Source organism: Citrobacter sp. MGH105 (assembly GCF_001037485.2).
Taxonomy (GTDB): domain Bacteria; phylum Pseudomonadota; class Gammaproteobacteria; order Enterobacterales; family Enterobacteriaceae; genus Citrobacter; species Citrobacter portucalensis.
The window spans coordinates 2,029,362-2,054,054 of record NZ_CP073048.1; the positions used below are offsets into that span (position 1 = coordinate 2,029,362).

General features: G+C 45.0%; 27 protein-coding genes, 2 tRNA genes and 1 pseudogene. 12 read left to right on the top strand and 18 right to left on the bottom strand.

All coding sequences use genetic code 11. The annotated features are described in order from the left end of the window. Positions 1 to 17: 17 nt before the first annotated feature. Both SK35_RS09510 and amiA read right to left on the bottom strand, forming a co-directional pair. Positions 18 to 1,058 carry a porin gene (locus SK35_RS09510; protein WP_048216047.1) on the bottom strand — a complete coding sequence of 347 codons (1,041 nt, stop codon included), beginning with the start codon at positions 1,056 to 1,058 and terminating at the stop codon, positions 18 to 20. Positions 1,059 to 1,163: 105 nt separating this feature from the next. After that, entirely contained in the window at positions 1,164 to 2,000 is an 837-nt protein-coding gene (amiA, locus tag SK35_RS09515; RefSeq protein WP_048216048.1) for an N-acetylmuramoyl-L-alanine amidase AmiA, read from the bottom strand. A 442-nt stretch (positions 2,001 to 2,442) separates the two neighbouring features. Between amiA and SK35_RS09520 the strand changes: the two genes are divergently transcribed. The 5 genes from SK35_RS09520 (at position 2,443) to SK35_RS09540 (ending at position 7,594) form a co-directional block, all read left to right on the top strand. Continuing rightward, positions 2,443 to 3,825, top strand: coding sequence for an MFS transporter (locus SK35_RS09520; RefSeq protein ID WP_048216049.1), 1,383 nt, complete (start codon positions 2,443 to 2,445; stop codon positions 3,823 to 3,825). A gap of 68 nt (positions 3,826 to 3,893) precedes the next feature. Next, positions 3,894 to 4,973: an ABC transporter substrate-binding protein gene (locus SK35_RS09525; protein WP_048216050.1), complete on the top strand. Its 1,080-nt coding sequence runs from the start codon at positions 3,894 to 3,896 to the stop codon at positions 4,971 to 4,973. Positions 4,974 to 5,015: 42 nt separating this feature from the next. Then, entirely contained in the window at positions 5,016 to 6,029 is a 1,014-nt protein-coding gene (locus tag SK35_RS09530; RefSeq protein ID WP_048216051.1) for a FecCD family ABC transporter permease, read from the top strand. Continuing rightward, the gene (locus SK35_RS09535) at positions 6,013 to 6,768 is read left to right on the top strand and encodes an ABC transporter ATP-binding protein (RefSeq protein WP_048216052.1); all 756 of its coding nucleotides are present in this window, start codon (positions 6,013 to 6,015) and stop codon (positions 6,766 to 6,768) included. The genes SK35_RS09530 and SK35_RS09535 overlap by 17 nt, the downstream gene beginning before the upstream one ends. Positions 6,769 to 6,976: 208 nt before the next feature. Then, the gene (locus tag SK35_RS09540; protein ID WP_048216053.1) at positions 6,977 to 7,594 is read left to right on the top strand and encodes a helix-turn-helix transcriptional regulator; all 618 of its coding nucleotides are present in this window, start codon (positions 6,977 to 6,979) and stop codon (positions 7,592 to 7,594) included. 312 nt (positions 7,595 to 7,906) lie between these two features. Here SK35_RS09540 and SK35_RS09545 read toward each other — a convergent pair whose 3' ends face one another. The 6 genes from SK35_RS09545 to mtfA all read right to left on the bottom strand — a co-directional run bounded on the left by SK35_RS09545 (position 7,907) and on the right by mtfA (position 12,481). Next, the gene (locus SK35_RS09545) at positions 7,907 to 8,167 is read right to left on the bottom strand and encodes a hypothetical protein (protein WP_048216054.1); all 261 of its coding nucleotides are present in this window, start codon (positions 8,165 to 8,167) and stop codon (positions 7,907 to 7,909) included. A gap of 138 nt (positions 8,168 to 8,305) precedes the next feature. Beyond that, positions 8,306 to 8,470: a dynobactin A family peptide antibiotic gene (gene dynB / locus SK35_RS09550; RefSeq protein WP_156174794.1), complete on the bottom strand. Its 165-nt coding sequence runs from the start codon at positions 8,468 to 8,470 to the stop codon at positions 8,306 to 8,308. A 2-nt stretch (positions 8,471 to 8,472) separates the two neighbouring features. Then, a complete protein-coding gene (gene dynA / locus SK35_RS09555; protein WP_075551248.1) occupies positions 8,473 to 9,630 on the bottom strand; it encodes a dynobactin maturation radical SAM/SPASM protein DynA in 1,158 nt (385 codons plus the stop codon). 446 nt (positions 9,631 to 10,076) lie between these two features. Continuing rightward, positions 10,077 to 11,348: a tyrosine-type recombinase/integrase gene (locus SK35_RS09560; protein WP_048216055.1), complete on the bottom strand. Its 1,272-nt coding sequence runs from the start codon at positions 11,346 to 11,348 to the stop codon at positions 10,077 to 10,079. 160 nt (positions 11,349 to 11,508) lie between these two features. Beyond that, positions 11,509 to 11,584, bottom strand: a tRNA-Asn gene (locus SK35_RS09565). 132 nt (positions 11,585 to 11,716) lie between these two features. Continuing rightward, on the bottom strand, positions 11,717 to 12,481 hold the full coding sequence (gene mtfA, locus SK35_RS09570; protein ID WP_032943883.1) for a DgsA anti-repressor MtfA: 765 nt from the start codon (positions 12,479 to 12,481) through the stop codon (positions 11,717 to 11,719). A gap of 93 nt (positions 12,482 to 12,574) precedes the next feature. On the opposite strand from mtfA, the gene SK35_RS09575 reads away from it, so the two are divergent. Further along, a tRNA-Ser gene (locus SK35_RS09575) sits at positions 12,575 to 12,664 on the top strand. A 170-nt stretch (positions 12,665 to 12,834) separates the two neighbouring features. On the opposite strand, the gene ompC is transcribed toward SK35_RS09575, so the two are convergent. Next, positions 12,835 to 13,983, bottom strand: coding sequence for a porin OmpC (ompC, locus tag SK35_RS09580; RefSeq protein ID WP_048216056.1), 1,149 nt, complete (start codon positions 13,981 to 13,983; stop codon positions 12,835 to 12,837). A gap of 441 nt (positions 13,984 to 14,424) precedes the next feature. Between ompC and SK35_RS09585 the strand changes: the two genes are divergently transcribed. The 3 genes from SK35_RS09585 to SK35_RS09595 all read left to right on the top strand — a co-directional run bounded on the left by SK35_RS09585 (position 14,425) and on the right by SK35_RS09595 (position 17,072). Beyond that, on the top strand, positions 14,425 to 15,117 hold the full coding sequence (locus tag SK35_RS09585) for a phosphohydrolase (RefSeq protein ID WP_048216057.1): 693 nt from the start codon (positions 14,425 to 14,427) through the stop codon (positions 15,115 to 15,117). 76 nt (positions 15,118 to 15,193) lie between these two features. Then, positions 15,194 to 16,624 carry a DNA cytosine methyltransferase gene (locus tag SK35_RS09590; RefSeq protein ID WP_008785123.1) on the top strand — a complete coding sequence of 477 codons (1,431 nt, stop codon included), beginning with the start codon at positions 15,194 to 15,196 and terminating at the stop codon, positions 16,622 to 16,624. Beyond that, on the top strand, positions 16,605 to 17,072 hold the full coding sequence (locus SK35_RS09595; RefSeq protein ID WP_003839067.1) for a very short patch repair endonuclease: 468 nt from the start codon (positions 16,605 to 16,607) through the stop codon (positions 17,070 to 17,072). The genes SK35_RS09590 and SK35_RS09595 overlap by 20 nt, the downstream gene beginning before the upstream one ends. On the opposite strand, the gene yedA is transcribed toward SK35_RS09595, so the two are convergent. Continuing rightward, positions 17,064 to 17,984 carry a drug/metabolite exporter YedA gene (gene yedA, locus SK35_RS09600; RefSeq protein WP_003834062.1) on the bottom strand — a complete coding sequence of 307 codons (921 nt, stop codon included), beginning with the start codon at positions 17,982 to 17,984 and terminating at the stop codon, positions 17,064 to 17,066. The genes SK35_RS09595 and yedA overlap by 9 nt on opposite strands. Positions 17,985 to 18,159: 175 nt before the next feature. On the opposite strand from yedA, the gene SK35_RS09605 reads away from it, so the two are divergent. Next, entirely contained in the window at positions 18,160 to 19,074 is a 915-nt protein-coding gene (locus SK35_RS09605) for a DUF808 domain-containing protein (protein WP_172111214.1), read from the top strand. Positions 19,075 to 19,151: 77 nt separating this feature from the next. Then, on the top strand, positions 19,152 to 19,337 hold the full coding sequence (locus SK35_RS09610; RefSeq protein ID WP_003030415.1) for a YodC family protein: 186 nt from the start codon (positions 19,152 to 19,154) through the stop codon (positions 19,335 to 19,337). 206 nt (positions 19,338 to 19,543) lie between these two features. On the opposite strand, the gene yodD is transcribed toward SK35_RS09610, so the two are convergent. Next, positions 19,544 to 19,771, bottom strand: a complete 228-nt coding sequence (gene yodD / locus SK35_RS09615; RefSeq protein ID WP_003030417.1) for a YodD family peroxide/acid resistance protein — start codon at positions 19,769 to 19,771, stop codon at positions 19,544 to 19,546. A gap of 163 nt (positions 19,772 to 19,934) precedes the next feature. Between yodD and dsrB the strand changes: the two genes are divergently transcribed. After that, a complete protein-coding gene (gene dsrB, locus SK35_RS09620) occupies positions 19,935 to 20,123 on the top strand; it encodes a protein DsrB (RefSeq protein ID WP_003030419.1) in 189 nt (62 codons plus the stop codon). A 54-nt stretch (positions 20,124 to 20,177) separates the two neighbouring features. Here dsrB and rcsA read toward each other — a convergent pair whose 3' ends face one another. From rcsA to fliM, 7 genes and pseudogenes are all read right to left on the bottom strand, one after another. Next, on the bottom strand, positions 20,178 to 20,801 hold the full coding sequence (rcsA, locus tag SK35_RS09625; protein WP_003030421.1) for a transcriptional regulator RcsA: 624 nt from the start codon (positions 20,799 to 20,801) through the stop codon (positions 20,178 to 20,180). Positions 20,802 to 21,079: 278 nt separating this feature from the next. Further along, positions 21,080 to 21,875, bottom strand: a pseudogene (gene fliR, locus SK35_RS09630) (flagellar biosynthetic protein FliR). Between the two features lie 8 nt (positions 21,876 to 21,883). Next, positions 21,884 to 22,153: a flagellar biosynthesis protein FliQ gene (fliQ, locus tag SK35_RS09635; protein ID WP_003030425.1), complete on the bottom strand. Its 270-nt coding sequence runs from the start codon at positions 22,151 to 22,153 to the stop codon at positions 21,884 to 21,886. A 9-nt stretch (positions 22,154 to 22,162) separates the two neighbouring features. Further along, positions 22,163 to 22,900, bottom strand: a complete 738-nt coding sequence (fliP, locus tag SK35_RS09640) for a flagellar type III secretion system pore protein FliP (RefSeq protein WP_003834056.1) — start codon at positions 22,898 to 22,900, stop codon at positions 22,163 to 22,165. Next, a complete protein-coding gene (gene fliO / locus SK35_RS09645; protein WP_156174795.1) occupies positions 22,900 to 23,277 on the bottom strand; it encodes a flagellar biosynthetic protein FliO in 378 nt (125 codons plus the stop codon). The genes fliP and fliO overlap by 1 nt, the downstream gene beginning before the upstream one ends. Beyond that, complete coding sequence (gene fliN, locus SK35_RS09650; protein ID WP_003030433.1) at positions 23,277 to 23,690, bottom strand: flagellar motor switch protein FliN; 414 nt, start codon at positions 23,688 to 23,690, stop codon at positions 23,277 to 23,279. Before fliN ends, fliO begins: the two co-directional genes overlap by 1 nt. Beyond that, a complete protein-coding gene (fliM, locus tag SK35_RS09655) occupies positions 23,687 to 24,691 on the bottom strand; it encodes a flagellar motor switch protein FliM (RefSeq protein WP_003030434.1) in 1,005 nt (334 codons plus the stop codon). Before fliM ends, fliN begins: the two co-directional genes overlap by 4 nt. Positions 24,692 to 24,693: the final 2 nt, after the last annotated feature.

The window sequence follows — 24,693 nt, forward strand, 5'->3', positions numbered from 1 at the left end:
TAACTCTGGATACGTTTTCACCAGTGATAACTTATCCCTGTATCAAGTTTATCTGCACAGTCAATCCCGGTAGGGCTATTTCTGACGTTATTAAATTTATAATCTAAAAATATCTGCATATTTTTGTTGAAGTAGTAGCTAAAACCTATTTCTTCATAATCCAGTACTCGTGTTCGTTGGCCAGCGATTGTTTGCGTCAGGTGAGTGTAACCAATGCTGGGCTGAAATTTGTCGGTCAGCATATATTTAGCCAGGGCTTCATAGCTGAAGGCGTTGGTATTATTATTGCGAGGTTGGGGGTTGATAGCATCATTACTCTGCGTGAAAACAGTGGCCAGATAAAGTTTTTTGCTCTGGTACTTAAGCCCCTCTGCGAAAGTCCGAATATTTTTTTTGTAACCGGCATTTTGTTGCTGTGAAAATGTGGTCTCGGAAGATGACGCAGCAAAAATTGCACTGAGCTTTGGCGTAAAGAACCAGGACAGGGAAGTACCTATACCATTGCCGTTCTGTTGTCTTAAGGCTCGATTTTCGTTGTTACTTTTGAACTGGTATTGCATTGCTAATTTCACTGTCTGTTGAAAGACCGAAAGATTTTTGCGCCACGTCACAAGATTAAGGGCTCTGCCACGCATGAAGTTGTCAATGTAGTTATAAGACATTTCCCTGAATAAGGGAGAGCGGTCGGTTATTGAGGTTACGTCGTACAGCACCCCCCAGTTCCGGCCGATATCCAGGCTTCCCCAGTACGGGTTGTCTACACCCAGAAACGCTAGCCGGGTTGCATTTCTGCTGGCATCTGATGCACTAACCGTATATTCCCAGTGAGCGTAGGTTTGCCAGTTGTGGGTAAGGTCATGCTTCCCAATCAACCCAAAATAGAGATAGCTACGATCGCCATCATCTTTGATGTTATTACTGGTAAAACGTCTCGCAATAATAGTGCCATAAAAATCGAGATTTTTACCGTCCTGGTTAAGAACGTTGACCGCTAAAGAGTAGGGTGAAAAGAGTAGTGTGATTGATATAAAATAATAGCGTAGGTCATGCAATGTCATGATAAACATCCCTAAAGATGGCTCAGCATCTGAATGGTGGTAGGGTGGACAATTTACCGAGACATATGCTCATTGCTTAAATCCAATAGAATGAGATTATTATCGTTATGCTGAAACGTTTTGTTTGTGGCTAAAATAACTGATGATGCCATTAGAAATGGCGGATGCAATTTTGTTGCGGAATGCCGTTGTGCCTAATAATTTCTCCTCCTGTGGGTTGGTGATAAAAGAGGTTTCAACCAGGACAGATGGAATATAGGGTGATTTAAGTACTGCAAAAGCTGCCTGTTCTGTATGGTTTGAATGCATATGGTGGACTGGAGAAATGTGGTGAACTATATGTGATCCCAGTAAAAGACTTTCCCTGATGGTTTCAGTCTGTTCAAGATCGAAGATGATTTTGTCGAGATACTTGTCCCTGTGAATGATTTGTTTTCCAGCAATATTATCAGCAGCATTCTCACTTTTGGATAGATACCTTGCCATAGCGCTGCTGGCTCCCCGTGTTGAAAGTGCAAAAACGGAAGCTCCATGGGCTGCAGGACTAGCGAAACCATCGGCGTGAATGGACATAAATAGATCGGCTTTGTGTGCATGAGCAATCTGTACGCGATCGTATAGTGGAATAAAAGTGTCATCCGATCGCGTCTGTAGTGCATTTATACCGTGGCTATTGAGAATGGCTTTTATCTTAAAGGTAATATCCAGTACAACATGTTTTTCCAGAGAACCTTCACAACCCACTGCGCCGGAATCAATCCCCCCGTGTCCAGGATCTAGCATTATCGTAAATTTCCTGTGCCCATTTGTTGAGAGGGAGGAATGCTTATGATTTAGCTGAGGTCGTGTATGTGCGTATGTAAGCGGTATAGCCAGTGTATTGGTTGCGAGGGCCGCTAAACCAGTAAGAATAAGTCTTCGTCGGGTAATGTTGGTATTCAATGTTTCCGCCTCATATAGATTTATTTGTTATGTTATAACGTTATGAATTATTTGAGGTCGAGGACTTGAATGTTATTTTTTGTTGCTTCGGGTTACTTAATATTAATCACTGGGAAATCACGAGGCTCCCAATGTATTGATAAATTGGATTTTTAGTGCCCATCACTACCTCTCATCGCTTGAATCATGATGACATCAGGCCTCCAAGTATGATCGTAATCTGCAAGAGCACTGCTGATTAGCCCTTGTCCCATCTGTTTACTTTAAATCCTGAATTACCAAACAGGACAATGGACTCCTGCTGGAAACATATTGATATAGATCCTTTCAAAAGATAATTATTCTCATCACCATTAGTAATGTTATAACGTAACAATCAAAGATTTTCCGACATATTGAATGAGTCTGTCCATTATTTGATGACTTATTCTGGGGAGGAGTTATGTCAACTGAACATATCAAAGAAGAAAAACTCAACATTGGTGCCGTGCTGGCTGTATCACTTAGTACAGTAATTGCGATGCTGGACAGCACTATCGCAAATGTTGCCTTACCTGTTATTGGCAAAGATTTTGCTGTCTCAGAAGCTGCATCCATCCTGATAATCAATGCTTACCAGTTTGCTGTGGTCGCTTCATTGCTGGTATTTGCTGCATTGGGAGGCAAAATAGGTAACAAACGTATTTTTATTCTTGGGGTGATTTTTTTTGCGCTTTCCTCGTTAGGCTGTGCACTTTCTGAAACACTGATGATGCTGACGGCTTTTCGCGTCATTCAGGGCTTTGGGGCTGCGGCCATTCTAAGTGTGAATGCGGTGTTGATTAAAGAGATCTATCCTGCCCGGTTGTTAGGTCGTGGATTGGGGATTAATGTGATGATGGTCTCTGTTTCCGCAGCGGCGGGCCCGTCAATTGCTTCAGCTATTCTATCAGTTGCGAACTGGAACTGGTTGTTTTCTATTAATGTACCGATCGCTTGTATTTCATTGTTGCTCTGTATTGTATCGTTCAAACCGACGCAACGTACCGATAACCGGTTTGATAAAGCGGGTGCGTTGCTGGTTTTTCTGACGTTCGCTTCGTTTTCAACGATGATGCTGGGTCTGGCGAGGAACAACGTGTTAAACGTTATCCCAAGCTCGATTGTTCTTGTCGTGCTGGCAATCACTTTGTATTTGAACCAGAAAAGAAAAGCTACTGATGCCTTGATCCCGGTTGCGATTTTTCGCAATAGGACGTTTTCTCTATCGCTATTAATGTCTTTATTATCATATAGTACCCAGTTACTGGCATATGTCTCCTTACCGTTTTATTTTCATAATGTATTAAATCGCAATGTCGTTGAAATTGGCATGTTGTTAACGGCGTGGCCGCTGGCGACAATGTTGACCTCGCTGGTCGCGGGTGAACTTATCAAAAAGTACGAACCCAATCTGGTGGCATTCACTGGACTATTACTACTTTTGATAGGCACTCTGTTAATGGCATGGTTACCCGTACAACCCTCGAATCTGCAGATCCTCTACCGGGTCGCTATTTGTGGTTTTGGTTTTGGACTATTCCAGTCTCCTAATAATTTTCTCATTATGACTTCGGTTCCACATGAAAAAAGCGGTATAGCCAGCGGATTATTAGGCAGTTCACGTCTGATTGGTCAGATTCTTGGTTCTGTGCTGGTGGCGTTTTTCTTTAATAATTTTGGGCGTAATGTAACGAATATTAGTCTTTTCGCCGGGGCATTGTTCTCATTTATGTCTCTGGCGGTGAGTTATTTCCGCTTTAAATCTGCGTCTCATGATGTTGGTTTTTTAAAGAAGGTAATATAAAGTTGTCAATAAAATAATCATGTGATGCTATTAAATTACAATTCATCTAAATCATTGAGGTGCTAAGTATGCTTAATGGAAAAATATTATTCTCATTGTTCATATCATCGATAATATTATTATCCTCGGCAAGCTATGCCAATAGTAGTGAGGTGAGTAAAACGATAAATGACCAAAATATGAAAAATTCTGAGGAAATGCCCATAAAATTCAACCGTATTATTATCACCGGGAATTGCCCCTTTGGTGTAATTATGGCAAGTGATTTAGCATATAAACATGTTGTGGGCGTTGGACCTTGGGCTTTTCTGCATTCAAACATGAAACTTCTCAAGGATATGAAGCCAGATATCGACCGTATCACTACTGACTTTATTAATAAAGACTATGTTGTAAATATGGAATCCTTACTAAATTTACAACCAGATATTATTTACTATTATGGTAAAAGTCAGAATGATAATCTGGAGCGGGCAGGGATCCCCACTATTAATCTTGATGCTGGTGGTGACACGAAATTTGAGCCAGTAGTAACGCAGACTTATTGGGAAAACGAATTTAACCAGACCCTTGGTTTACCTCACAGTCACAAATTTTCGGATGCATGGAAGATAAGCCTCAATGAGGCAAAACCCTATGCCGAGAAGATCAAATCACAACATATTCGGGCATTGTATCTTGAGCAGAGTGATGGGAAAGAACTCAAGGTGAGTGGGCCGAAAACATATGGTGATACCTATCTTAAGATGGCGGGGATGGAAAACGTAGCAAGTGATCTGGTGGTAAAAGGGGATGCTGGCAGGTACATTAATGTTTCAATGGAGCAAATAATTCAGTGGGATCCTGATATTGTATTTGTGGTCTTTGGTAGCGCGAAGGATATTCTTAATAATAAAAATCCCGGGCAAGACTGGCATAATGTAAAAGCATTCAAAGATGGGAAAATATTTTCCACACCCGTAGGACTACATAATTGGGGAGGATTGTCTGCTGAGACTGCATTATTACCATTGTTTATGATTAATAAATTTAATGCTGACTATATAACAGATGCAGAATTGAAAAAAGCAACGCGTTTACACTATAAAAAAGTGTTTGATTATGAAATTCCAGACGCGCTATTAACCGATGAGCTAAGACAGCGATAATAAAATAATTCTACGCATAGTTTTTATTTTGAAAGGTTAGTTATGCAGGAAAGACAAAAATACCGCATGCTAATGTGGATTGCAATTATATTGTTACTGATTGTGGCTATGATTTCTATGTTCATAGGCCGCTATACATTATCCTTCCCTGAAATAATGACGGAGGTATTACATGATAATGGTCGCCATTGTTTGAGCGCAGGATTCTCGGTTATATGCAATCTACGGTTGCCAAGGATTATTGCCGTAATGATGGTAGGGGCAGGGCTATCAGTAGCAGGCGTGACGTATCAAGCGGTGTTGCGAAATGCGCTGGCGAGCCCGGATGTTCTCGGTACATCTTCCGCTGCAGCGTTCGGCGCAGCGCTCGGGATACTGCTAGGTTTTCCACTACAACTCAGCGCTTTTTCCTCTTTCTTTTTTGGCATTGTCAGCCTTTTGTGTGTAATGGGACTTTGCTATTTCAAGAAAAACAATGGGGAGCTCACGACTATCCTGTCGGGCATCATAGTGGCTTCGGTATTTATGTCCTTTGTATCAATCATTAAATATGTTGCCGATCCGCAGGACGAACTCCCGGCTATCGTCTTCTGGCTTATGGGGAGTTTCGCTTCTTTGGTCAAAGATCAGGTTTACGGACTCATCCCGCTATACATCATTTGTTATCTGGTTATCTACAAACTTAGATGGAAAATCAATGTGTTGTCTCTGGGAAATGATGAGGCAAAAATTGCTGGAATGAATCCACAATTGTTGAATACAGTTTTGCTAATCACAGCCTCAATTTTGGTGGCAGCATCAGTCACCATCGCTGGCGTGGTGGGTTGGGTTGGTCTGGTTATCCCGCATCTGGTTAGAACGCTGGTCGGGTACAACCATAGCAAGCTGATCCCGGCTTCGGCTGTATGTGGTGCGTTGTTTTTATTGGTCATCGACAACCTTGCCAGGACCCTGACTTACGCAGAGATCCCCATTGGAATACTTACTGCTCTGGTTGGTGCGCCTTTATTTGCTGTACTGTTCATCATGAGTAACCGATATGATCGAAGTGAATAATCTGACGTTCGCGTTCAAAAAGAGTAAAACTGCCTTTAACAATATCAGCTTCTCCATTGATGAAGGTGAAGTACTGTGCGTACTAGGACCGAATGGTGTTGGTAAAACAACATTGCTTAAAACGGTTACCGGTCTGTATCAGCCGGTTAGTGGTTCATGTCATATTGGCCGAGTGGGAAACCGGAAAGCTCATATGGCGTATGTTCCGCAGGCCAAACGTGTTCACTTTTCTTACAACGTACTCGATTTCATCTCCTTTGGATGCCCATTACGGGGCGGAATGCTGGCATCTCCTGGAGAGAGGGATATCGAAAAAGCGGCGCAAATATTGTCGGGTCTTGGTGCTTCATATCTTGCAACCAAAGATGTTAACCAGATCAGTGGTGGTGAACTACAGATGTGTTATATCGCGAAGGCGCTAGTATCAGAGCCGGACATCCTTGTACTTGATGAACCTGAATCAAATCTTGATTTTAATAACCAGTCTCTCATTATCAATTGGTTGCACACGTTGTCGCGGGAGAAAAATGTTACTATTATCCTGAATACGCACTTCATCAATCATGCAAATAACATTGCAGATAAATGTTTGCTAATGGGAAAAGATAGTTACTGTTTTGGAACAACACAGAGTATCTTACAAGAATCTCTCCTCGCCGATTATTTCCACGTTCCCGTTAAACGCTGTCATTTTGAACACAAAGGTATACAGAAAGAATCATTTATTGTTGCCTTGTAAAAGACAGTTATTACTGCGGGTAGAAGGAGGGGTAACTCGATAAATGTATATTATTTATTTTGATAAAACACAAATTAAATTTAAAGTGCGCAGGACTTATCACTTGCGATTGATCAATTTTCGAACAATTTATATGCGATAAAATAGAATTCCTTGATGTAAAAAATGGCAGTTACATGTTGTTAGCACTAACATGCAAGGTATAGTTATGATTAGAAAGTTTGTGGAGGAATATCTTGGAAAGATCTACTTAAAAAGATATTCAATTATTACGATTAACTCTCAAGATGAAATTTTCATTATTTCTAACCTGCCTCACAGGTGGGAGAAAGAGTTTATAAAAAGAAAGTTACATCTACGTAGTGGCATAATATTGAAAGCTAGGGATAAAATCACACCATTTAAATGGTCCTCTGTAAATAACAGTAATGATGAAATTAAAACTCTCTCTGATAAGTACAATATTCACAGCGGGATTTCATTTGTTATAAAAATAAATCATGATGTGGTAATTTTTACTATATATTTCAATGGTAATGACAAATCTTTTATAAAATTATACGCAGAGAAAAAGCATCAAATATTATTTGATATCATGGATATTTTTGAAAAGCATTATGAGATAATCCCTAAATATATTTTCACAGTACGAGAAACGGAAGTGATAAACCTTCTAAAATTCGGGAAGACTTATATTGAAATAGCATTTATTCTAGGTGTAAGTGAAAGGACTGTTAGATTTCATACTAATAATATACTTAGTAAATTAAATGTGACATCTGTTCGTTATGCGATATTTAAAGCGACTTCTGAAGGTTTGATATAACGAACAGTTACTTGTTAAAACATCTATCAATAATGATCGAATTATTAATAAGTTACTATTGTTTCATGATTGATAATCTTGAACTTATGTCTTGGGGATTTCCAGCTGATTTTAGTAGTAACATAGCTCGAACATAAATGGCTCTCTGAGCAACAAGTATTAAAGCGTTGAGGAAAAAAGATGTTAGGAAATTGGCCTTGAAGATTCCTCGTCCCCAATTGAGTATTAAGATAGACAATTTTGCAATGTTTTGAGGAAGGGCCTATCTCATACTAATTTTTGGAACGACGAGTTAAGCCCTAGATTGACATTCTATTTCATCTTGTTTTTTATACAATCAACAAACGGTTTAATTTTTTCTTCTTGTTCTTTGGACAATTGCGATGTATTTTTATCAGAAATACCAACAAACCGTTTCATTTTTTTACCGTGAACAAAATCATACTTAACCACAATTTGATAATGGTGGTTATCCGGAATGAATGATGAACACGAGGATACATCATCTGCAGCATACCCCCCCACAGAATAACTACTAGATAACAAGAGGAAAATATAACCATAAGCTTTCAAGTGATTTTTCCTTATCAAATACTATTTTATTTGAATCATATCGTAACATCCTGGAATTAGTTCTATATTCCTAGATGCTGTGCGATTGAATAATCTTCGGGAATATACATCTATAGGTTAATGAATAGCATTTTATTGCTATTCATCATTGTAACTCCATTGGTGTACATTATAATCCCATGAAGCATCGTTCGGTTGCTTCGTAAACTCGACAATGATTTTTTCATCTATCTTTTTACCAGTAAGTGTCACTGGGGCTTTTACGCTCGCGAGTAAAGCTTTAGTCCAGATTTTCTTATCCATATCTATTTCCTCAAAATTAACTCATCTACATTTACGAAACCATCATTTAGATGGCTGGGTTTTACATTTCCGGGTGTTATACCGAATTTTAGAAGTTGTGATTCAACATGGTCGTACATCATTTTGATACTTTTGCAATAATGATCAGGTGTATTATATTCTCCATTGTAATAATGATATGAACGTGAAGGACATCCACCATGACATAAATGAAACCACTTGCATTTAGAACATTTTTCTGTAGAGGATCTATGTCTCCATTTTATTGCTGTATCCGAATAAAAAAGATCAATGAGGGAATGTTCATTGATGTTACCATAACAAACATCCATGTTTCCCGTTAAACTAGCACAGGGATAAATATTACCAAGAGGGTCCGTTGAAAGATTAGCTTTACCGCATTGTGACATCCCAATGCATGATGAACATGAGCCTGATATTACAGAGCGTGTTGTGTGTAAAAAGCTAGATACATCAACATAATCTTCACTACCTGCTGAAAGCCAATCTTCATAAAGTAATGACCATGTTTCAAAATACTCTGCCTGCGTTAAAGCTATTTCATTGAATATATTAGTTGCACTCCCTCCCTTCATTAGGGGGATGATGTTAAGTCCAAGTTTATTGTCTCGGAGAAAAGAATATGACTCTTTAATGTTTTCTCTATTTTTTCTGTTTAATACAAGAACGCAACCTATTCTAAAACCATTTTTCCTTAGCTTTGTTACGTTCTCCAAAACACGGGAAAAACTACCTTTACCATTTTTGAATACTCTGTTTGCGTCATGTGATTCTTTTATACCATCAATGGATAAACTAACTTGGAATTTGTATTTTTTTAAAAATTCCAAATGTTCTTTTTTAATTATTGTGCCATTTGTCTGTACAATATTTGAATAAGGTATCTTATCTGCATATTCTTCCTGGAAGGCGATGGCTCTTTCATAAAATGATAACGGTGCTAGAAGTGGCTCTCCTCCATGCCAAATGAATTCAACCGACTTGTATTTGCCGATAAATCTTGCTAGTGAAAATGTCTGCTCTATTACTTTTTCTAGTGTATCTATATCCATAAATGGACGGCGTTCATCACCGTTATAGCAGTATGAACACGAGAGATTACAAACGTGGGTTGGCTTTATTACATTTATTAATTTCATATCTACCCACTCCTCATGATGTTGAACTTTCTTTTAAATTCAGAGGGAACCGCTTACACACGTAGTGCTTAGCTAAGCAGAATTGTCCTCCGATATTTCTTCGTATCGATTTTCGATTCGTTTGACGGAACCCCTTTGCCGCTACTAAAGAATTTTTCATTAGCCGAAAAATGATATGTAGAGAGGTTTCTGTATATCTCCAATAACCATGATGATCACAATGCTTTCGATAAATTAAAACTATTAAATACCTTTTTGCTAAAAATAAAACTGTCAGTTCTGACAGGTATTAGATTTAACTTTGAATAATTTCATAACGCTCATTTACACGGTAAAGTACACCATTTGTATCGTCATCGCTCCTGTTTTATTGATTGCCGAACAAAGTAAAAAAGCCGTATCAGTCTGGACTGATACGGCTTTGATTTGTTAGCATAATTAAATCACTAGTGAGATAGAGGCGTTTTTATTCCTCTCCCTAGAATATAGGGTGGTACATAGGATTTGCGGCAAATATCCAGATAATCAGACCACCACTGCATCATTGCCTTTCTTGCTTCCAGATGCTCTGCCCTGTGAATATATGCCTGGCGTACGGAGTTACGTTCCTGGTGGCTCATTTGCCGTTCAACAGCATCCTGTGACCATATACTGGATTCCATAAGGGCACTGCATGCCATTGTCCTGAAACCGTGACCACAGATTTCCATTTTCGTGTCCCAGCCCATCAGGCGTAGCGCCTTGTTCACCGTATTTTCACACATGGGTTTATACGGATTATGTTCCCCGGGGAACACGAGTGCATTATCTCCTGAGATATCTTTAATCTTTTTCAGGATCGCGATCGATTGTTGTGAGAGGGGTACGATATGAGGCCTGCGCATTTTGGCACCACGACCAGAGTAACGCACGCCTTCAATAGCTTCGCGCGTGGCGGGTATTATCCAGACCTGGTTTCCGAAATCAATTTCATGCCAGCGGGCAAAACGCAATTCACTCGAGCGTATGAATAGATGCAGTGTTAGCAGGATGGCAAGGCGGGTGAGTTCACGGCACTGCTGAAAGCTCTCAATGCTCTCAAGCAATTCTGGAAGACGCTCCAGCGGTAGAGCGGGGTAGTGACGTTTTACTGGCGGAGCCGTCACTCCGTCCAAGTTTGCTGCCGGATTAAAATCGATTAATCCATGATGCACGGCGTAGCGCATGATATTCCGGAGGTGCTGGCGTGTACGGGATGCAACTTCCAGTAGACCCTTTTCCTCAATTCCTTTTAATAAAGTGATGAAGTGACGGGGTTTCAGTTCTGAAATTGACATCGTACCAATGACCGGGAATATATGATTATTCATGCTGGCGAGCAGACGGTCGGCGGTGTTGTGTGACCATTTTTTATTGCTCTTATGCCACGCCAGTGCCACGTTTTTAAACACTTTCTTTGGTATACGAGAACTGCGTTCAGCTGCTCGCTGCTCTGCTGGATTGATGTTCAGTACCAGCATTTTGCGAATACCTTCACGTTGACTACGGGCGTCTGAGAGGGATATGACTGGGTAGGCACCGAGTGCAATACGGGATTCTTTACCCTTAATACGGTACTTGAGATACCAGTGACGTGAACCGCCAGGTTTGACCAAGAGATACAGACCGTGGGAATCGGAAACTTTAAAGGGTTTATCAGATGGTTTGAGACTGCGGATTTTGGTGTCGGTAAGAGACATATGGGGTCACTCCATAATAGAACGAACCGGACCCCAGATTTGACCACCAATTTTTCCCGATGCGGAGGATAAAATCAAAATGCATCAGGAGAAGTTTTCACGCTAAGCTGTTGTATTAAAACCATACAGGTATTAATGAAGCTGCACGAAAACAAGAATTTGGCTCCTCTGACTGGACTCGAACCAGTGACATACGGATTAACAGTCCGCCGTTCTACCGACTGAACTACAGAGGAATCGTGTGAACGAGGCGCATATTACTGACCTCACCATGAGGTGTCAACAGTAAAATTAGCACGTCATTTCAATTGGTTAATTAATCTTCAAATTCAGCGTTAATGCACATTTGGTGAGCGACAATGGCCACCTTAGCGGGTATCGCGTAACCGCTCCATGGGGTTCTGGCGGTAAAACTGAATGAAACGTTGCCATAATGCCGGAAAACGTGGTGCAAATAATTCAGGGGCACTGAAGAAATACTCCGATAGAACGGCAAAGCATTCGGCAGGATCGGTCGCTGCGTAGGCATCTATACTGCATGCGGTTTCACCGACCAGATCAATTTCATCCTGAATGTTATTCATTGCGGCATGCAGGTCGTGCTCCCAACTGGCAATATCTCGCAGAGGGATCGCCGGAATACCGCTGGCGCGGTCGCCATTACGCATATCAAGCTTATGTGCCACTTCATGGATGATCAGATTGAAGCCGGAGGCATCAAAAGAATCCTGAATGTCGAGCCAGTTGAGGATTATTGGACCTTGCTGCCAGCTTTGCCCGGACTGTACAACACGTTGATTATGTACCAGCCCAATATCGTCTTCCCATTCATCGTCCACGACAAACGGGGCAGGGTAGATGAGAACTTCATGAAACCCGTCGAGCCACTCGATCCCCAATTCCAGAACAGGCAAACAGAAAAGCAGCGCAATGCGCGCACTTTTTAGTGGATCCAGTTCAAACCCCTGAAGCGCTACCAATCTTTTTTGCTGTAAAAAGCGCTCGGCCAGGGCAATAAGCCTGGCTTGTTCTTGCTCGGTGAGATTCACCAGAAGAGGAATAGCCAGGGCGTCGTCCCACGGCCAGTCGTCACTCCGGGTTGTTTCTTGCTCTTTCCAGGGCCACTTAATCATCGTTTTGCTCGCAAACTCGTCACTTGAACGAAATTGACGGAACGGGGTCTGTTAAAATGCCAAATTACCTGGCATCATGGCAACCGCCAAAACGGAGAGATGCCAGAGCGGCTGAATGGACCGGTCTCGAAAACCGGAGTAGGGGCAACTCTACCGGGGGTTCAAATCCCCCTCTCTCCGCCACTATTCAAGCACTTGCACGCCTCGCTTTCAACGACAGTTCTCATGGATGTTTTTTTCTTTGAGTATCCTCACAAGTTTATCGTTGTAATGCCCGTGTGATAAAAAAAATACGTTTCGGATAAATAAAAAGCCCGCTTCATATGAAGCGGGCTTGCTTGTTTTTGCGTCAATTAGAATTGGTAGATCATACCAACACCTACAACATCATCAGTCGAAATACCGACTGCGTCGTAGAATGCATCATCGCCGTCAAGCAGGTTGATTTTGTAATCAACGTAGGTGGAGAAGTTTTTGTTGAAGTAGTAGTTAGCACCAATAGATACGTACTTAACCAGATCTTTGTTGTTGTTGTACTTATTGGTAATGAATCCCATGTCTTCACTCAAGTCCTTACCTTTAGACTGCAGGTAAGAAATTTCCGGACGCAGACCGAAATCAAATTGGTATTGAGCCGTTATTTCGAAGTTCTGAGTTTTGTTAGCAAAACAGTTATCACATTTGTTACTACTTCCTACTGGGGTCATATTGCGGGTTTCCGCATACATGGTTGCCAGATAGATGTCGTTAGCATCGTATTTCAGACCAACAGTCCAGGCTTCTGCTTTTTCACCATTTGCAGTGGTATCATACTGTTGTTCATTGGTACGGTCAGACGTTGAGAATGCTGCACCAGCACTGATACCCATGCCGAAGTCGTAAGTGGTGGACATACCGAAACCGTCGCCGTTCTGTTTGCGCACATTACGACCGTTGTTGGTTCCTTCCTGACCAAAGACAGAGTTTTCGCTCTCATTTGCACCTTGATACTGCAGTGCAAAATTCAGGCCCTCAACCAAGCCAAAGAAATCAGTGTTGCGGTAAGTTGCTACACCGTTGGTACGGCCTGTCATAAAGTTATCAGTGTAGGTGTATGAATCACCGCCCCATACAGGCAACATGTCGGTCCATGCTTCGATGTCATACAGCACGCCATAGTTACGGCCATAGTCGAAGGAGCCATAATCACTGAATTTCAGACCCGCAAAACCCAGACGAGTAGCGGTATTTGCATTATCATCTTCAATTTCATTTGCTTGAATGTTGTATTCCCACTGACCAAAACCGATCAGATCAGAATTAATCTGAGTTTCACCTTTAAAACCCAGACGTACATATGTAGCGTCCCCGTCCTCAGTAGTATCTTCGGAGAAGACATGACGTGCATCGACTTTACCGTACAGATCCAGTTTATTGCCGTTCTTATTATAGATTTCAGCCGCATTTGCTGCGCCTGCAGCTAATAAAGCAGGGAGAAGCAGTGCCAATACTTTTCTTTTCATTATGTATTCCCTTTGCATGATAATTAAAATGAATATGTAGTACTATCCGAGTGACTACATTTGGATACTATCTATGAAGTTCATTTAATTTAAAATATAACATGTAACAAATGTATTTAAAATATTTCAAAATGTTTCTTTTGCATCTTTATATAATTATGTGTGTGTGTTAATTACATTGGTATTCGCCATGTGAATTGTTTTTAATCAGTTAGTTATATGTGTTTATCCATTTATTTGCTATGTGCATTTTATTTGTTTTGAATATTTGTTTTTAATATTCATGTAAATTACTTTTCGATATTTTCGTCATGGATTTTATAAATACATGTGGGTTTTGTTTTTAGTGTAATAATAAAAAATGATTATGTAATGAGGCGGGCAGTGGTCTGCAATGAAAATTGTTGCTAAGGTGATTTTCTTTCTACAAAGGGAGATAGCATGAAACTGCACGACTGGCAGTCGCGATTTGAAGCCTGGTTAGCTGATAACCATTCTGGACAAGATGCTGCACATGACATCTTTCACTTTCGACGTGTGTGGATGACGGCGCAAAAGCTGAGTACAGATGCAACCGTAGACTGGCTGGTGGTGCTGACTGCGTGCTACTTCCACGATCTCATCAGTCTGCCAAAGAACCATCCTGAGCGTCATTGTTCGTCGGTACTGGCAGCCAAGGAAACACGTCGTGTTTTGATGTGCGATTTTCCGGATTTTCCACAACAGCGGTTATCGGCAGTGTGTCATGCCATTGAGGCGCACAGTTTTAGCGCCAAAATCGCGCCAGAAACCCTTGAAGCGAAAATCGTGCAGGACGCAGACCGGCTTGAGGCGCTGGGTGCAATTGGTTTAGCGCGCGTATTTGCCGTGTCAGGGGCGTTGGGGGTTGCGCTGTTTGATGCGGAAGATCCGTTTGCTCGAAAGCGTAGCCTTGACGATAAACAGTACGCGCTCGATCACTTCCAGACCAAGTTATTGACGTTGCCGTTGACGATGCAAACCGAACGAGGGCGGCATTTGGCGCAACACAATGCGGATTTTTTACTGACGTATATGGCGAAGCTGAGTGCGGAGCTAAAAGGAGAATACGAAATGCTGGATCTTGACGCGATTCAACCCTTTAAAGCGCGCTAGTCGCCAATACGGCTGAAACGTCAACCGTGCTAATTTATGTTAATCTGTCGGTTATCCATTTCTGCCGGTTAAATGTATGCAGGATAATTTTTCAGTAGCAGGCTCCATGAACCCGATGACAGATGAAAACGAGGCCGACGTGCAGGTGATGTTGGCCAAGTTGCTTGAAATATATGACGTGAAAACGCTGGTTGCTCATCTGAATGGCGTTGGCGAGAACCGCTGGAGCCCGGCCATCTTTAAGCGAGTGGTTGCTAATGAAACATGGCATCGCCTCAGCGACCGCGAGCTCATTCATCTGAATACTTTGTTGCCGAAACCACCTGCGCATCATCCGCATTATGCCTTTCGCTTTATCGATCTTTTTGCCGGTATTGGCGGCATTCGTCGCGGCTTTGAAGCGATTGGCGGGCAGTGCGTGTTTACCAGTGAGTGGAACAAGCATGCGGTGCGCACCTATAAAGCGAATAACTACTGCGATCCGCTCCAGCACCGCTTTAATGAAGATATTCGTGATATCACACTCAGCCATCATGACGGGGTGAGTGACCAGCAGGCGGCAGAACATATTCGCCAGCATGTTCCTGAACATGACGTGCTGTTGGCCGGATTCCCATGTCAGCCATTTTCTCTGGCTGGTGTATCAAAGAAAAACGCGTTAGGGCGGGCCCATGGTTTCGCCTGTGATACGCAAGGCACACTTTTTTTTGATGTAGTGCGCATTATCGATGCGCGTCGGCCAGCCATATTTGTGCTCGAAAACGTCAAAAACCTGAAGAGTCACGATCAGGGCAAAACGTTTCGCATCATTATGCAAACGCTGGACGAACTGGGTTATGACGTGGCGGATGCGGCGGATAACGGTCCGGACGATCCGAAAATTATCGATGGGCAACATTTTTTGCCTCAGCATCGCGAACGTATCGTGCTTGTCGGCTTCCGACGCGATCTGAATTTGAAATCAGACTTCACGCTGCGGGATATTGTCACGCGTTATCCGCAGCGGCGTACTACGCTTGCGGAACTGCTTGAGCCGACCGTCGATGCGAAATATATACTGACGCCGGTGCTGTGGAAATACCTCTATCGCTATGCGAAAAAGCATCAGGCGCGGGGCAATGGATTTGGCTATGGCATGGTGTATCCCGGTAACCCTGATAGCGTAACGCGCACATTATCTGCGCGTTATTATAAAGATGGGGCGGAGATCCTGATTGACCGTGGCTGGGATATGGCGCTGGGTGAAAAAGATTTTGACGATCCGCAGAATCAGCGACACCGCCCACGCAGACTTACGCCCAGAGAGTGCGCGCGTCTGATGGGGTTTGAATCTCCGCAGGGCTATCAGTTCAGGATCCCTGTGTCAGATACTCAGGCTTATCGCCAGTTTGGTAATTCGGTGGTCGTTCCGGCATTTGCGGCGGTGGCCAGGCTGCTGGAGCCGAAAATCAGGCAGGCAGTTGCTATTCGCGAGAAAGAGAACCAGCGTGGCAGACGTTCACGATAAAGCAACACGCAGTAAAAATATGCGGGCGATAGCTACCCGCGATACCGCAATTGAAAAACGCCTTGCCAGCGTGCTGACAGAGCAGGGGGTAACGTTTCGCGTGCAGGATGCGACGTTACCCGGTCGCCCCGATTTTGTGGTGGATGATTATCATTGTGTGATTTTTACTCACGGCTGTTTCTGGCACCACCACGATTGCTATTTGTTTAAAGTCCCCGCGACACGAACGGAATTCTGGCTGGAAAAAATAGGCAAAAATGTCCAGCGCGATGCGCGGGATTGTGAAAAGTTGCAGGCTCTGGGCTGGCGCGTACTGATTGTCTGGGAGTGCGCCCTGCGTGGTCGCGAAAAGCTGGACGATGAAGCGTTATCTGAACGTGTCATCGAGTGGATCTGCGGCGGTGGCGACACCGCGCAGATCGACACACTCGGTATTCATTTACTGTAACGTTTTTTCCGACGGGGTAGCAACGGCATCCGCTTTAACAGGGAACAGGTATTTCCCCAACGTTACCAGCACCACAGCAAACACGATCACGCCGAGTGCCAGCCATTCGATAGGGGCCAGTCTTTCACCCCCCAGACCGGTACCTAACAGCACGGCAACAACCGGATTGACGTAAGCATAGCTGGTGGCTAGCGCCGGGCTGACATTGCGGATAAGGAACATATACGCATTAATGGCAATAATGGAGCCAAACAGGGCCAGGTAAGCCACCGCCATAAAGCCTGAAAATGTTGGCATGGTGGTCAGTTTTTCCCCGGAGAGTAGCGATGCACACATCAGCACAATACCGGCGGCTAACATTTCAATGGCTCCGGCCATCATGCCAACGGGTAGGGTAATGCGTGAACCGTACACCGAGCCAAACGCCCAGCTTATTGAACCGATTAGGATCAAAATAGCGCCCCACGGATTGCCACTTAAATTGCCCCCGCTGTTCAGCATGATGATCCCTGCTAGCCCAATCGCTATCCCCAACCATTCCAGCTTGCGCGTTTTGATGCCAAAAAAGTGGCTAAAACACAGCGTAAATAACGGGACGGTGGCGACCACAACGGCGGCAATACCGGAAGGGACATTTTGGTGTTCTGCGACGGTGACCAGCCCATTACCTACAGCCAGCAGCAGGATACCAATTAACGCGGCGTTCAGGATTAGGCGTAAGGGGGGCAGCTTGTGCCCGCGAATAAGTAAGAAACTTGTTAATAAAATGCCCGCGGAGAGAAAACGTACGGCTGCCATCATTAACGGCGGCCAGCTTTCAACGCCAATGCGAATAACGAAGTACGTGGAACCCCAAATGATGTACAGCGCGAATAGCGCACTGAAAAGCGGTAACAATTGCCTGAAACGCATAATCCCTCACGGTGGAAATAAAAAGGTGCAACATAGTAAACGTCAAAACTATCTTACTGGCGAGATTTATAATTACGTGTTGATGTTAAAAACTTGTTGACCAGAAAGGTCAGTTTCAGCATGGCGTGTTTTACTTCATACTTATGACTGCAAAAAAATAATATTGAGGGTGAAAATTTTGGCAGGAAGTAGCTTACTGACCTTACTCGATGATATCGCCACGCTGCTGGATGATATCTCAGTGATGGGAAAACTGGCCGCGAAAAAAACCGCGGGCGTGCTGGGGGATGATCTGTCGCTTAATGCGCAGCAGGTGTCGGGCGTGCGGGCGAACCGCGAACTCCCGGTGGTCTGGAGCGTGGCGAAAGGATCGTTTGTAAACAAAGTTATTCTGGTGCCGTTGGCGCTATTGATAAGCGCATTTATTCCCTGGGCGATCACCCCCTTATTAATGGTAGGCGGGGCGTTTCTCTGTTTTGAAGGGGTGGAAAAGGTTCTGCATACCCTGGAGGCGCGGAAGCACAAAGAAACTCCGGAAGAGCGTCAGCAGCGTCTGACATCTTTGGCGGCGCAGGATCCGCTCACCTTTGAGAAAGATAAAATCAAAGGGGCAATACGTACCGACTTCATTTTGTCTGCTGAGATTGTCGCGATTACGCTGGGTATTGTAGCGGACGCACCCTTGCTGAATCAGGTGTTGGTGCTATCAGGTATCGCGTTAGTGGTGACCGTGGGCGTGTATGGCCTGGTCGGGATTATCGTTAAGCTTGATGACATTGGGTACTGGTTGGCAGAAAAGCGCAGCCTGCTTGCCCAGTCGCTGGGGAAAGGGTTGCTGGTGGTTGCCCCCTGGCTTATGAAAACACTTTCTGTGGTCGGCACACTGGCGATGTTTTTAGTGGGAGGCGGCATTGTGGTACACGGAATATCGCCGCTGCATCATGCGATTGAACATTTTGCTCAGCAGCAAAGTACATTGATTTCGCTAATGCTTCCGACCCTGCTTAACCTGGTGCTCGGCTTTATCATCGGTGGGATTGTCGTTCTGCTGGTAAAAGCTGTCGCCAGAGTGCGCGGAATTTCGCACTAATTGTTACAGGACTGATTACGCAAAACGCCTCCTTGTCATCTAAGGTGTAAAGGTTTCTCTTGATACAGGAGGCAGGTATGGTCTTTTCTGTCAGTGAGGAAGTCACCTCCAAAGAGGGTGGCCCACGTATGATCGTTACCGGGTATGCCAGCGGAATGGTGGAATGTCGCTGGTACGACGGCTTTGGCGTTAAACGGGAAGCATTCCGTGAAGATGAACTGGTGGTGCCTGGCGAGCGAAGACAGCTCTGTCAGGATGCCTGAACATTTGGCTCGACCGTAACCTGGTGATCTCTCACCCATTAGTTATATTTATCATTCCGGTGAGAATTATTTACTTGTCAGGCAAAAAAATTGCAGATAAGGTTTGGTTCACATCAGATTTTCTGGTGTAACGAATTTACAAGTGCTTCTTGCATAAGCAAGCTTGATCCCGACCCGATAAGGGCCGGGATTTTTTTCGCCCTCAGTCAGCGATTGATTTCCGACACGCTAAAATCATGGATATCAAGCTCGAACGCATCGGCCAGTTCATGCCATGTATGGTAATCACGCCCGTCAACGCTGACGCGCTCCGGGTCATCCTGGCTGCGATGAATTTCACTCTCGCAGATTTCGTTGATTGCCTTTAGCAGCGCGTCGACATCGACGCTGACTTCACGTTTGGCCGTATCGCTGTACTCTTTCGCGGTTTTCATCCTCATACCTCTCAACCGTTAAGGATACCGGGGGAGCGTACCCAAACATCAGATACGCACAACTTAAGTATAGACCGTCGATAAAACCCGCAATCGCGCGTGCACAGCGCTGCCAGAAAAAGGAATTTGTTCTACACTGGCACAAAGCCACAGGAGGAAAACTATGAAGGTGAATGATCGGGTCACAGTCAAAACGGACGGCGGTCCTCGTCGACCGGGCGTGGTACTGGCAATCGAAGAGTTTAGCGAAGGCACTATGTACCTGGTTTCGCTGGAAGACTACCCGCTCGGTATCTGGTTCTTTAATGAATCAGGTCATCAGGATGGTATCTTTGTGGAAAAAGTGGAGTGACATGAGTTCCGCTGTTTGATTCTGACTGGTGGGGTCGCCACCAGTCAGAACGTCTTAGCGCATATTCACAAAGATACCATTGGTGACGTTATCCGTAAGCCTTACAACGTGATAGATAACTTGCTTATTATGCGTTTTAATCTTTCGTTTTATATTCCCCTTATGGGATGACACCGTCTTGGCTTTGATATTCATTTGATCTGATATCTGTATTGTTCCCTGACCCTCCATCCACATACGCAGCATGCTGGATTCGGTTCGACTTAATGATAATGTTGGCAGGTTCACATCAATAGCAATATCTACTTCCTTTTTCAGAATATCGCCAAGTAGTTTATCCAGTGAGTCAGGTTTAATTGATTTAGAACTAATCAATAAATTTTTTCTGACGAGTAGATATTCATCAAAATGCACGTTGGCAATTGCCATAAACACAATAAATAATGTGCTGGGATGCTGATTAATGATTTGCTTTATTTGCTGGCTATTAGCAGGATCGTGGATAAAGCAGTCCTCATTAATAAACACCACAGCGGGTTGTTGAGAGACACAGGCGAGACTGAGTTCATCAACGTTGGAAATGTTGTTGATTTCCCTTTTTTTCACTCCCCGACTTACCAGATATCCGGTTAACCCTAGTCGGGTGTAACTGCATAAATCCATAATAATCGTTGACATGGCATACCCTCACTCAATGCGTAACGATAATTCCCCTTACCTGATTATTTCATCACAACTAAACGGAATAATAACGACCCAAGATGACGCTTTCGCTGTTTTTCAGGCGAATTTACTATCCCGTAAAGTTGCGTATAATTTGCCAGGAAACATCTTAAAGTAAAGTGAATGTTGCGTTATGTGAGTGAGGCAAAAACAAATAAGCCGCGACAGAGATATCCTGGTGGATGTTGTCACTTTTTAAATTTAGGACAATCCTTAGTAAAACAGGATAAAAATTAAGGGTTATTATTTTCCTGGCATTTCGCTGACGATATCGGCCAGTAAATTAAAAATTTCACTGAATAATCGTTCGCAGAATGGCGCAATTAATGGCATTAGCGCCGCCATTAGTGAAATACCTACGGTCAGAGTGAGAGGAAAGCCGATGACGAAAACCGACAGCTGTGGTGCCATGCGATTTAACAAACCAAGTGCGAGGTTTAGCGTGAGCAGTAGCGTCATTACCGGCAGGGCCAGCATTAGCCCGTTGAGGAAAATCAGGCTACCCGCCCGTGCCAGTGCAAGAAACGCATTGCTGTTCACCGGATTGCCGCCGATGGGCAGAGTATGAAAAGTATCTACCAGCAGCGAAATCAGCCATAAATGGCCGTTAAAGGTCAGGAACAGCAGCATGGCGAGCATGTCGATCAGTCGTGCCAGAACCGGCATATTCAGACGGCTACCGGGATCGAAGAACGTCGCGAAGGAAAGGCCCATTTGCAGGCCAATTAATTCCCCGGCGGTACGTACTGCGGCAAACGCAAATTGCATGGTGAAGCCTAATGCGATACCGATCAGGATTTGTTGCATTGCCTGCCAAAGCGCGCCAACAGAAAAGATGGGGACGTCAACGGCGGGGATCGATGGGGCGATAACGACGGTAATCATCAACCCCAGCCCCAGCTTTACCCGTTTGGGGATGGCTCGTTCACTGAGGATGGGGGACGTTGAGATGAGCGCCAGTATGCGCAGCAAAGGCCAGAAGTATAAATTCAGCCAGTGAAGCCACTCAACGCTGGACACCTGCAACATAACGTTGTCTACCCTATGATATAGGGGATATTGCTGAACAGCGTACGCACGTAGTCGAGCAGCAGGTTAAGCATCCACGGGCCAGCAACAATGATGGCAATAAACACCGCGACAATTTTGGGGATGAAGGACAGCGTCATTTCGTTAATCTGGGTCGCCGCCTGCAGAATACTGATGATAAGACCTGTGACGAGAGCGACCAACAGCAAAGGCGCGGCAAGGGCCAGGGCGACTTTCATCGCCTCTGTGCCCATCATCATGACCGATTCAGGAGTCATTTCGCGCCTCTAACTGTAAAAGCTTTGTGCCAGCGAGCCGACAAGTAGCTGCCAACCGTCTACCAACACAAACAGCATCAGCTTGAACGGCAACGCGATTGTGGCGGGCGGTACCATCATCATCCCGAGCGCCATCAACACGCTGGCGATTACCAGGTCGATAATCAGAAACGGAATAAAAATGGTAAAGCCTATCTGGAATGCTGTTTTCAGCTCACTGGTGACATAAGCGGGCAGCAAAATTCGCATCGGCACGGCTTCTGGTCCCTGTAACGGACCGCTGTTTGCTAAGCGCGCGAAGAGTGCCAGATCGGCTTCACGGGTCTGGCGCAACATAAACTCACGCAGCGGCTGGGCGCCTTTCTCCATGGCTTCCTGCATGGAGATCTTCTCTTCGCTGAACGGTTGGTATGCGTCAACGTAGATTTTATCGATCACCGGCGACATGATGAAAAAGGTCAAAAAGAGCGCCAGGCCCAGGAGCACCTGGTTAGGTGGTGCTGAGGGGGTACCCAGCGCATTTCGCAGTAGACCAAAAACGATGATGATGCGGGTGAAGCTGGTCATCATCAGCAAAATTGCAGGCAGGAACGTCAGCGAGGTGATGAACACCAGCGTCTGCACGGGCAACGTCCAGTTTTGTCCGCCGCCCGGCAACGGCTGACTGACCAGACCCGGGAGTTGGGCGAGGGCAACGGGGCTGAAAAGCCACAAGCCTGCCAGCGTAAGGGATAACAAACGGCGCATCAGGATCTCCCAGGACGCTTCAGCAAACTCTTCATCATGGCCTGGAAATCCGCAGGGGAGGCCGTTTTTTCTTCTGCATCGGCAAGTGCCGGGGGCAGGGTGTGCAGGACGTTAATCTGCGAGGCTGTGACGCCCAGTAGCAGACGGGCATCTTCGACCTCGACAATCACCACGCGCTCACGTGGACCCAGTGAGGTGCTGGCCGTGACTTTCAGCCCACGCGTACCGGCACTTTTGGGGGCAAACCCCAGACGTTTTATGACCCAGGCCGCCGCCAGGATCAAGACGATGATCCCGAGCAGCGCGCCGCTTACCTGCACCAGCGGTGAGCCGGGAACGGCGGCGGGTTGAGAAACGGTAGCCTGGGTATTCATGATTAACGGCTCAGGCGGCGCATACGTTCAGACGGGGTGATAATGTCAGTGATACGCACACCGTATTTATCCGCGACCACGACGACTTCGCCCTGGGCAATCAGATAACCGTTGATCAGAATATCCAGCGGTTCGCCTGCCAGACCATCCAGTGCGACAACCGATCCCTGCGTCAGACGCAGCAGCTCTTTGATGGTCATGCGGGTACGGCCCAGTTCGACGGTCAGCTTGACCGGAATGTCCATGATCAGGTCGATGTCCTGCAAAGCACCGCTGACGTCGCCGCCACCTAACTGCTGGAATACCGCATCGGCCGCACTTTTGGTGGGCGTGGTTTTTTGCTCGTTTAACGCGTCAGCCCACAGATCGTCCAATGCGCCAGTGTTCTCATCGGACGGATTATTCATATCACTCATTTGGGCTGTTCCTCATTCAGCGAATTCAAAATCGGGTTTATCAGATGTTCTACGCGTAACGCATACTGACCGTTTACGGTGCCATACTGGCTGGTCAGCACAGGCACGCCGTCCACATGAGCAATAATGCGGTCGGGTTTTTCAATCGGCAGTACATCGCCGGGTTTCAGTTTTAAAATCTGGGATAGCCGCAGCGGAATATCGGCAAAGTTTGCCACCAGCTCCAGCTCAGAATGCTGAACCTGACGCACCAGATTATTGCGCCAGTTCTGATCTTCATTACGTGAGTTTTCCAGCGGCGGGTTCACCAGCAGCTCACGCAACGGTTCAATCATGCTGAATGGCAGACAGATGTTAAATTCACCGGTCAGGTTGCCAATTTCAACGTGGAACGGGGTATTCACCACGATGTCGTTCGGAGAGGTAGTGATATTGGTAAATTTCACCTGCATCTCCGAACGGACGTATTCCACTTCCAGCGGGTTGATGGCCTTCCACGCGTCGCTGTAGCTTTCCAGCGCCAGCTTAAGCATGCGGTTGATAACGCGCTGTTCCGTGTGCGTAAATTCGCGGCCTTCGACTTTCGTCGGGAAACGACCGTCACCGCCAAACAGGTTGTCTACGGCGATAAATACCAGACTCGGTGAGAACACCACCAGACCCGTACCGCGCAGCGGCTTCAGGTGGATTAAGTTCAGGTTGGTCGGAACCGGTAAGTTGCGCGCAAATTCATGGTATGGCTGGATACGGATCGCACCCACGGTAATATCCGGGCTACGGCGCAACAGGTTAAATAATCCCATTCGGAACTGGCGCGCAAAGCGTTCGTTAATGATCTCCAACGCCTGTAAACGCTCACGTACCACGCGACGCTGAGTGTTGGGATCATAAGGACGAATATCGCTTTCTTTTGCGATACCTGAAATGGGTTCGTCTTTGGTTTCGCTATCGCCGTTGAGCAATGCGTCGATTTCAGCCTGAGAAAGAATACTGTCGCCCATGT

Coding starts and splice junctions, on each gene's coding strand:
- dynB (WP_156174794.1), bottom strand. CDS start 8,470: ATGGATAAGAAAATCTGGACTAAAGCTTTACTCGCGAGCGTAAAAGCC.
- fliQ (WP_003030425.1), bottom strand. CDS start 22,153: ATGACTCCTGAATCGGTCATGATGATGGGCACAGAGGCGATGAAAGTC.
- dynA (WP_075551248.1), bottom strand. CDS start 9,630: ATGAAATTAATAAATGTAATAAAGCCAACCCACGTTTGTAATCTCTCG.
- fliN (WP_003030433.1), bottom strand. CDS start 23,690: ATGAGTGATATGAATAATCCGTCCGATGAGAACACTGGCGCATTGGAC.
- SK35_RS09525 (WP_048216050.1), top strand. CDS start 3,894: ATGCTTAATGGAAAAATATTATTCTCATTGTTCATATCATCGATAATA.
- ompC (WP_048216056.1), bottom strand. CDS start 13,983: ATGAAAAGAAAAGTATTGGCACTGCTTCTCCCTGCTTTATTAGCTGCA.
- yedA (WP_003834062.1), bottom strand. CDS start 17,984: ATGCGTTTCAGGCAATTGTTACCGCTTTTCAGTGCGCTATTCGCGCTG.
- yodD (WP_003030417.1), bottom strand. CDS start 19,771: ATGAAAACCGCGAAAGAGTACAGCGATACGGCCAAACGTGAAGTCAGC.
- dsrB (WP_003030419.1), top strand. CDS start 19,935: ATGAAGGTGAATGATCGGGTCACAGTCAAAACGGACGGCGGTCCTCGT.
- SK35_RS09540 (WP_048216053.1), top strand. CDS start 6,977: ATGATTAGAAAGTTTGTGGAGGAATATCTTGGAAAGATCTACTTAAAA.
- mtfA (WP_032943883.1), bottom strand. CDS start 12,481: ATGATTAAGTGGCCCTGGAAAGAGCAAGAAACAACCCGGAGTGACGAC.
- SK35_RS09590 (WP_008785123.1), top strand. CDS start 15,194: ATGCAGGATAATTTTTCAGTAGCAGGCTCCATGAACCCGATGACAGAT.
- SK35_RS09535 (WP_048216052.1), top strand. CDS start 6,013: ATGATCGAAGTGAATAATCTGACGTTCGCGTTCAAAAAGAGTAAAACT.
- SK35_RS09585 (WP_048216057.1), top strand. CDS start 14,425: ATGAAACTGCACGACTGGCAGTCGCGATTTGAAGCCTGGTTAGCTGAT.
- fliM (WP_003030434.1), bottom strand. CDS start 24,691: ATGGGCGACAGTATTCTTTCTCAGGCTGAAATCGACGCATTGCTCAAC.
- SK35_RS09610 (WP_003030415.1), top strand. CDS start 19,152: ATGGTCTTTTCTGTCAGTGAGGAAGTCACCTCCAAAGAGGGTGGCCCA.
- SK35_RS09510 (WP_048216047.1), bottom strand. CDS start 1,058: ATGACATTGCATGACCTACGCTATTATTTTATATCAATCACACTACTC.
- SK35_RS09560 (WP_048216055.1), bottom strand. CDS start 11,348: ATGTCTCTTACCGACACCAAAATCCGCAGTCTCAAACCATCTGATAAA.
- rcsA (WP_003030421.1), bottom strand. CDS start 20,801: ATGTCAACGATTATTATGGATTTATGCAGTTACACCCGACTAGGGTTA.
- SK35_RS09520 (WP_048216049.1), top strand. CDS start 2,443: ATGTCAACTGAACATATCAAAGAAGAAAAACTCAACATTGGTGCCGTG.
- SK35_RS09530 (WP_048216051.1), top strand. CDS start 5,016: ATGCAGGAAAGACAAAAATACCGCATGCTAATGTGGATTGCAATTATA.
- fliP (WP_003834056.1), bottom strand. CDS start 22,900: ATGCGCCGTTTGTTATCCCTTACGCTGGCAGGCTTGTGGCTTTTCAGC.